Annotated in this window: 12 protein-coding genes; 10 read left to right on the top strand and 2 right to left on the bottom strand. The window is 39.6% G+C overall.

Annotated features, from left to right (window positions below):
* Window positions 1–390 precede the first annotated feature (390 nt).
* Complete coding sequence (locus QNI22_RS03160) at window positions 391–660, top strand: GlsB/YeaQ/YmgE family stress response membrane protein (protein ID WP_314509154.1); 270 nt, start codon at window positions 391–393, stop codon at window positions 658–660.
* Window positions 661–852: 192 nt separating this feature from the next.
* Window positions 853–1,605, top strand: a complete 753-nt coding sequence (locus tag QNI22_RS03165; protein ID WP_314509155.1) for a DUF72 domain-containing protein — start codon at window positions 853–855, stop codon at window positions 1,603–1,605.
* A gap of 51 nt (window positions 1,606–1,656) precedes the next feature.
* Here the strand turns inward: QNI22_RS03165 and QNI22_RS03170 are convergent, their stop codons facing one another.
* Both QNI22_RS03170 and QNI22_RS03175 read right to left on the bottom strand, forming a co-directional pair.
* Window positions 1,657–1,998: a GNAT family N-acetyltransferase gene (locus tag QNI22_RS03170; RefSeq protein WP_314509156.1), complete on the bottom strand. Its 342-nt coding sequence runs from the start codon at window positions 1,996–1,998 to the stop codon at window positions 1,657–1,659.
* A complete protein-coding gene (locus QNI22_RS03175) occupies window positions 1,982–2,248 on the bottom strand; it encodes a hypothetical protein (RefSeq protein ID WP_314509158.1) in 267 nt (88 codons plus the stop codon). The genes QNI22_RS03170 and QNI22_RS03175 overlap by 17 nt, the downstream gene beginning before the upstream one ends.
* Window positions 2,249–3,016: 768 nt before the next feature.
* Between QNI22_RS03175 and QNI22_RS03180 the strand changes: the two genes are divergently transcribed.
* From QNI22_RS03180 to QNI22_RS03215, 8 genes are all read left to right on the top strand, one after another.
* Window positions 3,017–3,388 carry a response regulator gene (locus QNI22_RS03180; RefSeq protein ID WP_314509159.1) on the top strand — a complete coding sequence of 124 codons (372 nt, stop codon included), beginning with the start codon at window positions 3,017–3,019 and terminating at the stop codon, window positions 3,386–3,388.
* A complete protein-coding gene (locus QNI22_RS03185) occupies window positions 3,388–5,385 on the top strand; it encodes a chemotaxis protein CheA (protein WP_314509161.1) in 1,998 nt (665 codons plus the stop codon). The genes QNI22_RS03180 and QNI22_RS03185 overlap by 1 nt, the downstream gene beginning before the upstream one ends.
* Window positions 5,386–5,418: 33 nt before the next feature.
* Window positions 5,419–5,871 carry a chemotaxis protein CheW gene (locus QNI22_RS03190; protein ID WP_314509163.1) on the top strand — a complete coding sequence of 151 codons (453 nt, stop codon included), beginning with the start codon at window positions 5,419–5,421 and terminating at the stop codon, window positions 5,869–5,871.
* Between the two features lie 106 nt (window positions 5,872–5,977).
* Window positions 5,978–8,119: a HAMP domain-containing methyl-accepting chemotaxis protein gene (locus QNI22_RS03195; RefSeq protein ID WP_314509164.1), complete on the top strand. Its 2,142-nt coding sequence runs from the start codon at window positions 5,978–5,980 to the stop codon at window positions 8,117–8,119.
* A gap of 165 nt (window positions 8,120–8,284) precedes the next feature.
* On the top strand, window positions 8,285–9,556 hold the full coding sequence (locus tag QNI22_RS03200) for a TolC family protein (RefSeq protein WP_314509165.1): 1,272 nt from the start codon (window positions 8,285–8,287) through the stop codon (window positions 9,554–9,556).
* A 47-nt stretch (window positions 9,557–9,603) separates the two neighbouring features.
* Window positions 9,604–10,455 (top strand): CheR family methyltransferase, encoded by an 852-nt coding sequence (locus QNI22_RS03205; protein ID WP_314509167.1) that lies wholly within the window; start codon window positions 9,604–9,606, stop codon window positions 10,453–10,455.
* A gap of 53 nt (window positions 10,456–10,508) precedes the next feature.
* The gene (locus QNI22_RS03210) at window positions 10,509–11,636 is read left to right on the top strand and encodes a protein-glutamate methylesterase/protein-glutamine glutaminase (RefSeq protein ID WP_314509168.1); all 1,128 of its coding nucleotides are present in this window, start codon (window positions 10,509–10,511) and stop codon (window positions 11,634–11,636) included.
* Window positions 11,637–12,121: 485 nt separating this feature from the next.
* Window positions 12,122–12,769 carry a DUF2911 domain-containing protein gene (locus tag QNI22_RS03215; RefSeq protein WP_314509170.1) on the top strand — a complete coding sequence of 216 codons (648 nt, stop codon included), beginning with the start codon at window positions 12,122–12,124 and terminating at the stop codon, window positions 12,767–12,769.
* The last annotated feature ends 321 nt before the right edge of the window (window positions 12,770–13,090 follow it).

Genomic DNA, 13,090 nt, shown 5'->3' on the forward strand with positions numbered 1-13,090 from the left:
AGTGTCAGTCCTGCTATCTGGAAGTCTGGTACTCTCATTTGTTTGCTTTGTTTACAATGTGTTTGATTAAAGGAGTATTTGTATTCAACTTACCCTCGTATACATAGTTGTTTGTAAAAAGTGCACCTATGTAGTTTTCATCTCTGGGAAAATCTCCAACCTCTCCGAAGTAGGGATTTTTATTTAGCTTAACCTTGAGAGAACAAAAATCCCTGCTTTGAAAGATAGAGTGTATTAAAAAGTCAACTTGAGCAGATGAGATGGTTTGTCTGCTTACTTTTTGTTAGAAACAGAACCAGATTTCCAGCCAGTTAGTGTGGCATAGTTCTTTAGTAAGTAATGGCATAGTTTAATTAATAAACCATATTTACAATTTTAAAAAATACAACTATGGGACTTTTGACCTGGATTATTTTCGGACTTATAGCTGGTGCCTTGGCAAAACTGATTATGCCAGGGGACCAATCCAATAATTGGCTTACTACTATTCTATTAGGTATTGTGGGAGCCGTAATAGGCGGTTTTGTTGCATCTGCCATTGGCTGGGGATCTGTAGATGGCTTCAATTTCAGAAGTCTGCTCATCGCCATCGGAGGATCGTTGTTATTACTTTGGATATATGCGATGGTTGCCAAACCACGTAGCCGAACCAGAGTATAAACATATTTTACAACAAACAAGCCACTGAGTATCTACGGATACTCAGTGGCTTGTTTGTTTCTTATTTGATGCAAACTAGCAGCTTGTATAGAAAGAGAGATTTGATTGATACTTTAAGCTTGAGTTGCCACTAGATTCGACCAGAGCTTACAATATAAGTTTAAACCCAGTCAATAAGGAACATCAACCAGTATGAATGCAATCCCAAATCTATATATAGGCACCTCAGGCTGGAGTTACCGTTGGAAAGAACTATTTTACCCACCAGAACTACCGTCTGCAGACTATTTGCCTTACTACGCCACGCGATTTAATGCCACAGAAATTAATAGTAGCTTCTACCACTTTACCATGGCTAAAACCATTGAGAAATGGCTACATAGTACCCCTTCTACATTTCGGTTTGCGGCAAAATTGCATCAGGAAATTACCCATAAACGCAAGTTTGTCAATTGCGCCCAACCATTGGAAAAGTTTATGTCAAGTTATCAGCTAATGGGTAACCGACTGGGGCCAGTACTGATTCAGCTTGCATCGAGTTTTCACTTTGATAAATCTTTAACTGAAGATTTTTTTGCCATGCTGAGGGAAAAATATCCTACTCAGCCCTTTGCACTGGAAGTTCGTCATAAATCATGGTTTGTGGAGGACTCCCTGGACTTGATGTGGGATAGAGGAATCAGCTTTGTTATTTCAAGTGGTGGTAAGCGGTTTCCAGGTCTTGAAGTTGCTACTACAAATACTATATATATGCGTTTACATGGAGACGAGGTGTTGTATTCCTCTTCGTATTCTGATGAGAAGTTGGAAAAATATGCCCTTATGATCAAGGATTGGTTATTGGATGGGAAAGAAATCTGGGTGTTTTTTAATAACACTATTCAGGGACATGCTATCACAGACTCCAAGAGATTATATGGCATGATAGAAGAGCTTGCCAGATAGTTAATAGCAAACTCCCTACTGATTTGTAGCTAATGGGAGAGAGAATTACTATTACAAAACAGTTACTCCTAGTATTTGAAGCAGATGTGCCTTAATATGTTGCCAATCCTGATCAATAATACTATAGGAAGCCGAATTCCTTTTTGTTCCATTGTCTCTGACCATATCATTCCGGATAATACCCTCAAACTGTCCTCCAATCTTCTCAATAGCTTTTCTCGACCTTGTGTTAGTTTCATCTGTCTTGATATGGACTCTTTGAATGTCCAGATGTTCAAAGCAATAGTGTAAGAGGAGAAATTTACACTCGGTATTAATGCTACTTCCCCAATAGTCTGGATGCATCCAGGTAAAGCCTATTTCCAGCTTTTTGTGTTTAGGCTGAATATCCATATCGTGTGCTTCCTATTATTTGCTCCTTATAGAAAATAGTAAAGGGAAATTGGCTTCCACTTTCTCTTTCTTCCAATGCTGCTGGTAAGGTGGCTTTAAACTTTTCAGGATTAGCGAGGTCAAAGGGATAAAATCGCCAGATTTTTTCCTCAGATGCGAGCTTTTCCAGAGCATCAAAATGAGCTTTGTCTAACGAAACGAGTTCTACCGTCTGGCCTTTCAATACCAGAGGCGCTTTTATAAGATTCATATTCTTTAATTAATGATCTGACTCAGAAGGAGGATACTATACCACTTCTAAATACTACTGTTGAAATACAACACATAAACCTACTATTCTAGAAGATCTTTCAAAACTATCTTACTAAAAATTAGTAGAATAGTTTATACATTTTTAGGTTACATTTCGTAGAACTAATTATTGGAAACTCACTACATGTCTCTATATCCTGTAAGTTACGTACACATGTTGCCTAAATGAATATAAATCTGGTTTACTGAAACTCATATCTACAATAAATAGTATTGTTTGTAGATACTACCAAAACGAGTTGTTCTTTCCCCATTCTAGAAGCTATTCTTCGTTCAGTAGAAAAGGAGATATATCCGGTTGTTTCGAGTTTAGTAGGCTCATACTTCGCTAGTAGTCAATCTGTTTGTTTTCTTTCTATAAGAGTAGATTACAGTGAAATGAACAACCTCGAAGGCTGAAAAGCAAAAGAAAAAGTAGGAATTATGTGAATTTAGAAATTCCTTACATTTTATTCTGTTTATACAGAAAGCGGTAACAGGATGAATAAGCTTTTTTTTTAGATAAAAACGAATTCTGACCAGATGAAAAAAGAGCATACATTTATAAATAGGTATTGGATTGATACTTTTGCTTAAAACTATTACACTCAATAGATACAATGCATTTCTGAAAAGATTACCGTCTCTCTTTGCTCTACTTTTGTCTTCTGCCAGATCGGGATAAAAGATCTGTTATAGTGTAGCTTCAGTCAACTAGTGGAAGGGTATGAAAAAAACAGTACTTGTTGTGGAAGATTTCGCAAGCATTCGCGACTTCGTTTGTGAGATATTAGAAAAGAAGGGGTATCATGCTATTAAAACAACAAATGGCAATGAGGCTCTGGAAGTACTTTCTCGTCAGGCAGAGGATATAAGCCTTGTACTATCAGACTATAACATGCCTGAATGTACTGGGATGGAACTCTTAAAAAAGATCAAAGCCAATCCTGCAACTTTCCCTATTCCTGTTGTCTTTTTAACCACAGAATCAGATCCGGTCAAAATGCGTACGGCAAAAGATGCCGGCTTGGCGGCCTGGGTTAGAAAACCTTATAAAGCAGATACCTTCTTTGCCCTACTTGAAAATCTTTCCAGATAATGGATAAGAATCAGCAGCGGTTTGTGGCAGATGCACTTGATCTGCTTAACGAACTAGATGAAGGACTAATGCAACTGGAGGCAACTCCCTTTGCGACTGCGCCTCTTGAACAGGTTTTTCGTACGATGCATACGCTGAAAGGTGGTGCCAATATGTTCGGTTTTGATAATATTGGTCAACTAGCCCATCAGTTGGAGACTATATATGATTTTGTTCGACAAGGTAAGTTACAGGTTACAGATCGCTTAATCAGCATTACGCTCAATTCATTTGACAAAGTCAGATCTTTGTTACAGGAAAAGGATTGGGCAAAAATCACTCATGTTGATGCCTTAAAGGAACAATATCAAACTTCACTTGGTTTTCTTCAACAGCTTCAGGCAGACTCTCTGACTCCTTTCTCTGCAGTACTATCCAATGAAGGAATAGCAACCTATCTGATCCAAGTAAAGCCTACCATTGCTATTACAGAAGACGGTACACATCCACTAGTATTTATAGTTCAGGATATTGCAGATCTGGGGCCAACGTCGATTCATCTGGCAAAAAAAGACAATGGAGAAGTAGACTACTGGAATATTTGTATTAGCACAACGGTTCCACAGCCTGAACTGGAAAGCTATTTTATTTTCGTAGAAGATGAATCTAAGGTTGTATTTAAACACATTGCGTTTGGGAATTTATTGGAGGATGAGAAATTTTGTATCTGTGTAGAGAAATACTATCAGCATGAACTAAATCTGGAAGAATTGACAGCTATGGCAGGTCAGGTTTCGTCTCAGACTCCTGCTGTTTCTTTAGACGAAACCGAAACTGAAAGTGCGGGTTCTACTCAAAAAGGGGATTCAGATACGATTATCAAAGTAAGCAAACGTAAAATTGATGATTTGCTTAATCTGGTTAGTGAACTGATCATCCTGCAGGCTCAACTTTCTACTATCAACTCCCAGCTGAATACCCATAGCTTAAATCATGTAACTGAACAACTTGAACAGGTCACCAATCGACTGAGAGATACATCTCTGGAGATTGGTCTTGTACCTATTGAAACATTGGTTACCCGCTTTAAACGTCTGGTACGGGATGTTGCCAAAACTTTGGGCAAGAAGATAAACTTCCTCTCTGAAGGCACAGAAACAGAGATGGATAAAGATGTGATTGAGGTAATGGCGGAGCCCATAATGCACATCATCCGAAACAGTATTGATCATGGAATTGAATCTGTAGAACAACGAAGAGCATTAGGTAAGTCAGAGTATGGTTCGGTTAAGTTAAAAGCATTTAACTCCGGCGGATTTATACATATCCATATCAGCGATGATGGAAAAGGGATTAATCCTGAACGTGTGTTACAGAAAGCCATTGAAAATGGATTGGTTCAGGCCCATGAATCATTATCAGAAGAGGAAATCCTCAAATTTATTTTTCATCCTGGCCTTTCTACTGCTACCCATGTTTCGGATATTTCCGGAAGGGGTGTAGGAATGGATGTAGTCAGACAAAAGATTACTGAATTGCGGGGTAGTATTGCGATTAAAAATACTATTGGACAGGGTGTCAGCTTTCAAATTAAACTCCCTCTCTCTCGCTCTATTATCGAAGGATTATTGGTCAAAGTTGCACAGACCCATTATATAATCCCACTGAACCTGGTTGAACAGATCAATCGACTTCCCTATGAATCATTGAATCGGAACAATCATCTCAATAAGACCATTCGGGTAAATGAAGAGCTATTACCCATTTTTTCCCTTTCCCGGCAGTTTCACCAGGATAGGATTCCACCCAAAACCGCAGATGTCATTACTATACTGGCTAATGGCAGGAAAAAAGGATTGGTCGTAGACCGTACCGAAGGCAAAATCCAGGCTGTATTAAAACCTCTGGGTGAGGCATATCGACAACTGGATTTTATTGCAGGCAGTTCCATTTTGGGCGATGGTAGCCTGGCCTTTGTACTGGATCCGGATCGCCTTTTCCAATTAGAATCTATCTAATTCTTACTACATATACACTAAGTACATATACCCATGGAGGCAAAAGCGTATCTGACGTTTGTGCTTGGCAATGAGAAATTTGCCATAAGCGTAGACCGTGTACAGGAAGTGGTTGAGTTTGAGAAGGTTACTAAAGTTCCGAATGCTCCTGACTATATGCTGGGCATTATTAATCTTAGGGGCCGACTGTTACCACTGCTTGACACCAAAATGAAGCTGGGTTTACCCAAAACAGAAATCACTCGTAAAAGCCGGATCATGGTTTTGCTGATCCCCGGTATTGATGAGAAACAAATGGAAATCGGTGCTCTGGTAGATCTTGCTAGAGAAGTAGTTGAAATACGAGAAGATGAAACACAGGCAGCGCCTGAATTTGAAAACTATTCGACCAATGCCCCTATCAGCAGAATACTTAATAAACAAGGTGAGGTAACTATGCTCATGGATATTGAAAAGGTTTTCTCTTCACAAGATCTTACCCTCTAGTCAGACTATTAGTCTGAAGCATTACATATTACAGTCAATAAATTTAGAAATCAACCAAATAGCAAAAATCCGTGCTGCATGGCAGCATTGTTAAACAGACGCAACTATGATACAAAATCTACCAATTCGAAGCAAACTGATTCTTGCCTTCTCCCTGCTGATCCTGCTTATGGGGGTCATATTGAGTATTTCCTTTTTCCGCCTGCGCGAAATGAATCAGCGCATGGAAGCCATTGCCGATATCACTACCCGCAAGTTACAGTTGATAGGCCTGCTGCAAAATGATGTTACCGAAATTTCACGTGATCAGAAGAAAATCATCTGGGAAACAGACGATCAGCAGATGAATGATATTTCAAGGGAAATAACTAAAAATTTTGAGACCATGAAAACAAACATGGCTGAACTGGAAAAAGTAAGTGAAGGGCAGGCTGATGAATATATCAAGCAGTTAGTAGGCAAAATAGATGAATATTCTAAAATATCAGATGATATTGTAACACTTGCCACCAAAAATACAGAAAACAAAGCCAGCTCTCTTTCTGCCAATGAAGGATATGCAGAATATTCAAAATCCTTAGCCATTCTGGAGGAACTTATTTCAATCCTGAATGCAAGTGGAACCAAGGAGCAAATTAATCAAGCTGGACAGGTTCGTGATATGTTAACCCGGCTAGTGGGACAGGAAAAAACAATCATTCTGGCTGAAACCAAAGCTGAACGGGAAGTTTTAGCAAAAGAAACCGCTTTAATTGAACAAAAGCATGATCTGGCTACAGCTCGACTGTCTACTTCCCTTACAGGTGAAGCTAAAATATTGCTGGATCGGTATATGCTGCAATTCTCTAGTTTTTATGATACACACTCAGAAGCCATTAGTTTGGGAAGAGAAAGTTCCAACGATGTAGCTGCTGAACTAGCTAACGGACTGGCCGAACAAAAAGACGATGAAATTGATCAGGTATTGGATCAGATTGTTGCCATTATCAATACACAATTGGAAGATGACCGTCAGGATACCGATGAAATGTATATCAGTACATTGCTGACGATGAGTATTTCTATTCTGGTTGCAGTGGGGATTGCTGTGTTCAGTGCAGTATGGTTAATCAAAGATATCACAGCTTCCCTGAAGGTAGCCATCAATGCTATTAAGACCCTGGCTGCCGGTGATTTCTCTGCAGATGTAAAAACAGATAAAAAAGACGAGATTGGGGCTATGCTGATAGAACTTCAACACATGATCGAAAAGCTCCGTAACAGTGTAGATGTAGCAAAACGTGTTTCCAAAGGAGATCTGACCATTGATTTCAAAGCACAGAAAAACCATGGTGGAGATCTGGATGAAGCATTGGAACAGATGGTGCACAATCTGCGCGAAATAGCGACTACTATTTATAACGGTGCAGAAAATGTAGCCTCTGCCAGCCAGCAGGTTGCTGCTACCTCACAACAGATGTCACAAGGTGCCCAGGAACAAGCCAGTGCTACAGAGGAAGTATCCTCTTCTATGGAACAGATGGTAGCCAATATTCAGCAGAACACAGATAATTCACGCGAAACTGAACGCATCTCAAATAAAGCAGCCAACGATATTCAGGTTAGCATGCAGGCTATATCCGAGTCAGTAGAAGCCATTACTCTGATTGCAGAAAAAATCTCTATCATTGAAGAAATCGCCTCCAAGACCGATCTTCTTGCGTTGAATGCAGCAGTAGAAGCGGCTCGTGCTGGGGAACATGGAAAAGGATTTGCTGTAGTAGCCGCGGAAGTGCGTAAACTGGCAGAAAGAAGCCAGAAAGCAGCCACAGAGATCAATGAAATTTCTGGCAGAACCATGAAAGTAGCCAGAGAATCCAAAGAACTGTTTGTCAACATGCTGCCTGATGTGAAAAAGACAGCCGAACTTGTACAGGAAATTGCAGCTGCCAGCATTGAGCAAAATACAGGTGCAGATCAAATTAACAGTGCTGTACAACAGCTTTCACAGGTTACACAAGGGAATGCCTCTGCGGCAGAAGAGATGTCTTCTAATGCTGAAGAACTCAACAGCCAGGCTGAAGAACTTAAAACGGCAGTTAGCTACTTTAAGTTGGGGAATGCTGCAACCTTTAGAATACAGAGCAAGCGAACTAAACATACAAAGAGTTCGCATTCTGAAGGTGTTTCTACCTACCATGTAGGAGAATCCAAAGGTTTTGACCTCAAATTCGATGAGGTATCTGACCAGGGCTTTGCAGAGTTCTAAGTTACTTCTTGTTTATTAGTCTTATCCTGACAACTGTATTCTATGCAGCTGTCAGGGTATCTATTTATTCAGATATCTATTGGATATGTAATTGCCAGATGCATATCTCTAGTCTCATTTTATAATGCATTTATAAAACAGATCATTTGTGTATTTACTACCCTTATGAGACACCCCCGTCTTTTTAAAAATATTGCATGTAGTGGCATAGTGCTTTTGCTATGTATACAGGTCATAGCTCAGCAAACGCCTCCCACTCGTATTTCCTGGGATAGATTCCTGAATACAGTCATGCAACATCCTGATATAGTAAAAGAAAAAGAGAAAGTTAATCTGACCCGACTGGATATTGATGTAGCTAAAATTAAACCCGATCCAGAACTGGAATTTGGGAATGTTTGTGGTGATATCAGTGGCATCAACATGGCTCAACAATGGTATGTAGGCGTTAATTATACGATAGAGACAGGAAACAAACGCAAATACCGAATACAATATGCCCGAAGTTCAGTTCAACTGGAAGAGGCTGAATTTGAGTTGTTTGTCCTTGATTTTGCCCGGTCTGCATTAAAACAGTACTATCAGTGCTGGGTGTTAGAGCAAAAAATCAATCAGTTAAAACATTATCATCATCTTTTGCCTCCCATAAAGCCCGGCTCAGTATCTGATAGCCTGTCACACCTCCGTCAGTTGATTATGCTTGAGCACGATAAACTAGCATTGGCAGATGCACAACATCAGTACGAAGAAGCCATCCAGGCATTACAAGGATTTGTAGATTACCTGTATCCGGATAGCATGGTTCTTCCGGATACAGCTATCAATCCAGAATACATATTCTCCATGAATGATGTAAACCAACAGTATAGCATAAAGAACCATGCTGAGCTAAAGGTAAAGTCAATGATGGAACAAATGGCAAATGATGAATTACTCATGACACAACACAACCGGATTCCAGATATCTCTTTTTCATTGGGAAACAACTTCATAGCCAGAGCAACCAATCCGGAAGCGCCATCGCCTGCCTACAATGCCATTACAGCTACACTGTCTGTTCCACTTAAGTTCTCAAACATGAATAAATCAGAACTTAAAATCATACAGTATAACAAGGAGGCCGCCATGGAAGAGTTACGCAATGAATGGGATGAAAAAGAAGACGAACTTTCTGACCTGCAATATCAGCTCCGCCGACTTGATACCCGAATTAAGCATGTAAAGGTGCTGATAGAACATCAAACCTCCCTTGTTGAAAAAGTTGGAAAGATCAATCCTCTTTTGCTCGATGAAGAATACCAACGGTTGAAGCATTACCACCAGTTGTATTGGGAAAGTACTGAAAAACTAATTGGAGTACATCTGGATTTGTCTTTTATGACAGGGCGTTACGAAAAGCTGATTGGTTCTACTGTGGCTGGCATGCCTACTGATTAATGCTCTTTGTTTTAAAGTTATTAGTAAAACCTTCTTACGTGTTGTGTATGAATGTACTGGAAGAAAATCCCTATATACTGCAAATGGATACTGCTAGTTTTCAGCGGATTTCTGCTTATATAAGTAAAGAGTATGGAATCAAACTTCCTGAAAGCAAAAAGCCTATGCTTCAGGGAAGGCTTAATAAAAAGATCCGTAGTCTGGGAATGACTTCTTATAAAGAATTTATTGACTATATTTTCAGTGAAGAAGGTCGAAAACGCGAATTGTATAATGTAGTTGATCTGATTACTACCAACAAGACTGATTTTTACCGCGAATCTGCCCATTTTCATTTTCTTACCAACGAGTTTTTGCCTCGATACCAGAGCAAACGAGGCAGAAGCCCATTGAAAATCTGGTCATCTGCTTGTTCGACCGGGGAAGAACCCTATACGATCATTATCGAAATGGAGGAGTACAAAAAGCGGCATCCGGAATTTTCCTATAACTTGCTGGCCAGTGATATTTCCATTCGGGCATTACAGGCAGCCTATCAGGGAATATACGAGCAATCCAAAATTAGTTCTATTCCTTTAGACATACGGCGAACCTATTTTCTGCAAAGTAAAACCGATCCGCATGTATTTAGAATCAAACCCGTTTACCGGAAAAAGATTATATACAAAAGGATCAATCTTATGGAGGATTCCTTTGGTCTACTCAAAGCGGATTATGATATTATATTCTGCCGGAATGTACTTATCTATTTTAATAAACTAACTCAGGAGGAAGTTATTGGAAAACTTTGTCAGCACCTGCGACCGGGCGGATTGCTGTTTCTGGGACACAGCGAATCGATTCTGGGAATGCAACTACCATTGAAACAAATCAAGCCTACACTTTTCCAAAAAATATAGGGATTTTAGTAAGGCAAATCTAACCAGAGTATCTAAATACATACTATTTTCTAATGAGAAAGCTCAAAGTACTTATTATCGATGACTCTGCACTGGTTCGCCAGACCTTGACTGAAATCATTAACGCTGATCCGATGCTGGAGGTCATGGCAACGGCAGCAGACCCATATCTGGCTGCTCAAAAAATCAAGCAGTCCATTCCGGACGTAATTACATTGGATATTGAAATGCCTCGTATGGACGGACTTACCTTCCTGAAAGCACTCATGTCTCAGTATCCGCTACCCGTAGTCATCATTTCGAGTCTGACACAAAATGGAAGCTCACTGGCTTTGCGGGCACTGGATCTGGGTGCAGTAGAGATCATTGCCAAATCTGAAATCCGCAATACCAGACAATACCTGGAAGAATCCACCATCCGTATTACAGATACAATTAAGGCGGCTTCAATGGTTCATGTACGAAAACGAAGTATCATCCCTGTTGCTTCTACCAGTCAGATTGGTCCAGATCAAACTACTGCTAATCAATCTGGTTTAAAAAGCTCTAGTCATAAAAATACAGATACTGCTAACTCAAAGATATACAATACTACAGATAAAGTTATTGCCATAGGCGCTTCCACTGGGGGGACAGAGGCAATCCGCTTTCTACTGAAAAACATTCCTGCCAACTGTCCTGGTATTCTGATTGTTCAGCATATGCCTGCCGGCTTTACCCGTTCCTTTGCCGAACAAGTAAACACACTCTGTGATATCAATGTAAAAGAAGCTCGTGATGGGGAACGGGTCATGAGAGGCCATGCTTATATTTCCCCAGGTGACAGACACATGCAATTGGTGCGAAACGGTGCTCAGTACACTATACGGTTACGAGAAGGAGAGTTGGTGAACCGTCACAAACCTTCTGTAGATGTGCTATTTGATTCAGTGGCTCAAAGCGCTGGACAGAATGCATTGGGAATTATTATGACAGGTATGGGGAAAGATGGAGCCAGCGGATTATTAAAAATGAAAGAGGCAGGAGCAAGGACTATTGCTCAGGATGAAAGTTCGTGTGTTGTTTTTGGAATGCCCAAAGAAGCTATAAAGCTAGGCGCAGCCGATCAGATTATTAGTTTGACAGATCTTCCTAAAAAAATTCTGGCTCACTTTGGAACACCGTTTGTTTCATTACGTTAGTTATAGAAATGCATTGAAAACAGATAAGGGAAAAATTTCCTCTGTAAGGTAAAACTGCCCAAATCTATTCTGTTCTGGCTTTGGTATATTAAATCTGGATCTTTGTCTAGTTTTTAGACGAGGCTGAATATTTTGACCTACTTTTATACCACAAAACGTATTACTTATCTGAACAATTACAGATAGATAGTATAGATAGTAATACGAATTAATATCCGGAATGGCATCTAATGCCATTCGTGGAACCTACCACTACTAAAAACATCATTCAGGTTGGTCTGAACGTTTTTAGCACTACAATCATTGCTGTTTCTTTCGTAGAACAGGAGTAAAACCTATAAATCTAGACATTTCTACTATTTATTCTATAAGTCTACCAGATTTCATAAGGAGACAGTAGACAAGAAAGAGTTGTTTACAAATGTTGAAAACAACTAGTGTAACTATCTATATACCTATTTATGAGCCATAACTTGCATTTTTGGATGTGTTTTTCTGAATCAGGAAGAAAGGTGATTTTATCTGTTTTGTGCAGTGTTATTTTGAGTAATGGGATGGTTGTATGTAATCAGGCCATAGGACAGAATATAGCACAGCATGTGTCTCAGAATTCAGAACCTCAGATTATAGATACGGACCTAAACAGAATACAGGTAGACTCTGTAATTACCCCTGTTCAAAGGGCCAGTCCTATTGCTATTGCCACCTATAAGAAATCTCCAATATATATCAAAGTAACCTATGGCCAGCCCATGAAGCGAGGCAGGGAGATTTTTGGCAAGCTGGAACCCTACGGCCAGCTATGGCGTACCGGCTCAAATGAAGCCACAGAAATAACTACTACCCAGGATCTGCAGATTGGGAATAAAATATTAAAAGCAGGTACTTATACATTGTTTACTGTACCTGACAAAGACAAATGGAAGATCATTTTCAACAGTGAGCTGGGACAATGGGGTGCCTATACTTATGATCCGTCAAAAGATGTATTAACCACTGAGGTAAGTTCATCTAATGTCGATCACCTTTATGAAGCTTTTTTTATTGCATTTAGTCAGGCTCAAAATGGAGTTGAAATGATTCTTACTTGGGACAAAACGAAAGTAGTCATACCCATGACTTTTGTAAATTAAGAGACTATTCCAAAACCAGCCTATTCAAATCTTAAACATTCTAAAAGGATTACAAAATTTTAGGTGAATGAGAAAAGGAAGGGTGTCATTCAAAAGTTCAGGCAAATATAATATCAATAGCCAGGTTAATTGCCTGGCTATTGATATTATATCAACCTTAAATTGTTACTGCACTACATCTCGTTTCATAGACGTGCTAGTTTTCTGCTGTGAAAAGTGCACACATAAAATTTGTCAGTTCTCACTGATTGACAGTCTTTCGCATCCTCAACATCCGTTAGTGGTGATCTCTTTTAAAAAATGAGATTAATCTATCGCATT

It is taken from the genome of Xanthocytophaga agilis (genome assembly GCF_030068605.1).
GTDB lineage: Bacteria > Bacteroidota > Bacteroidia > Cytophagales > 172606-1 > Xanthocytophaga > Xanthocytophaga agilis.